Annotated in this window: 1 protein-coding gene and 1 pseudogene; both read right to left on the reverse strand. The window is 56.7% G+C overall.

Annotated elements, in window-relative coordinates; translation table 11 throughout:
* On the reverse strand, positions 1 to 235 hold a 235-nt coding region (locus AO388_RS29995), incomplete at its 3' end, for a DUF637 domain-containing protein (protein ID WP_330219494.1).
* Positions 147 to 1,311: pseudogene (locus tag AO388_RS02285) on the reverse strand (hemagglutinin repeat-containing protein); the annotation flags it as partial. The pseudogene AO388_RS02285 and the gene AO388_RS29995, both read right to left, overlap by 89 nt.

Genomic DNA, 1,311 nt, shown 5'->3' on the forward strand with positions numbered 1-1,311 from the left:
CCTCATCGAACAGAGTGAAATCACCGATCTTGCCTGCGGCAATGGCGCCACCCGTAGCGATTCCCGTAGTGACTATGGAAGAGCCAAGGTTATCCTTGAAACTCCCGCCCATGATCGCGGTCTTGATCACAGATTCGGTGATCACCTTAGTCGCAACGGTCTGAACACTCGCAAGGTCCAAACCCAGATTTTTCGGGTTGATGGTCGGTACGAAACCTGCCATGACTCCCGCCATGGCGTATCCCTTGATGAACCGCCGTCGTCGCAACGCTGGTTGCTACAGCGCCGCCAATACCAGCGCTTAAACCAAAGCCTGCTGGGCCCATCACCGCCGCCATCAGGATGGCGACTACAATCTGCGCAGCAGGCCCAAGGCCCGAGTTGTCGTACTTGAAGCTTTCGTGGATTTCCTTGACCTGACGCCAGTCGATGTCACCTCGTTTCTCGGCATCCTTGATCCAGGCCAGTTGCGGATCGGCCTTGACCATTGCGTCGATGCTCTGGCTTACGCTTTGCTGATCGACCTGTTTCACATCAATGCGCAGACCGTTGACGGCCTGAATGGCAACTTCGCCTTTGGCCACCAGTTCGCTCTGGCGAAAGGTCTCGTCAGTTGTCCCTTTGCCTTTTGTCGAGAACCACGCTGCACTGCTTTTGTTCTTGGTGTGGCTTTCGTCGTGTAGGTCTTTCACGCCCTCGAAATCGATTGCGCCGCCACTGTTGATCAACAGGTCGTTGAGCTGGTCGCCGCCACTTGCCAGCGTTAGGTTACCGCCTGTAGTGATTTCACTGCTGATATTGCGCGTGTCGGTCACTTCATCGCGCTTGAAATTTTTCGCCCCAAAACTCCCCTTCTTCTTTTTGTCATACAGCGAATAATCACTGTCCTGCGCAGCCAAGATGTCGAGGTTTTCACCGGCAACCAGGTACGCCTCTTTACCCGCAGTAATACGGCTGGAGATCACGGAGAGGTTCTGGCCAGCCTGCAAGGCAACGCTGCCTCCCGCTTCAATATCGGCGGCAATCTGGCTGACNGGCCATGGCGATGTCGCGTTTGGCGTCGATCTGGCTGGCGATGACGGAGATGTCGCGTCCGGCCTGAACGGTCAGGTCGCGTCCTGAACTGGCGGTGGAGCCCAGTTGGGTGATGTCGCTGCTGTTGTGTTTGCTGTCCGAGAACAGGCTGTTGGTGACTTCGGTCGGGGCGATGGTGACGTCGCGTCCGGCCTGGATGGTCATGTCACGACCGCTTTCCAGCACGCTGCCTTTGTTGATGACGTCGCGGCCTGCCGAAATGCTCATGTCGTTGGC

The organism is Pseudomonas sp. ICMP 10191 (assembly GCF_001467335.1).
GTDB lineage: Bacteria > Pseudomonadota > Gammaproteobacteria > Pseudomonadales > Pseudomonadaceae > Aquipseudomonas > Aquipseudomonas cerasi.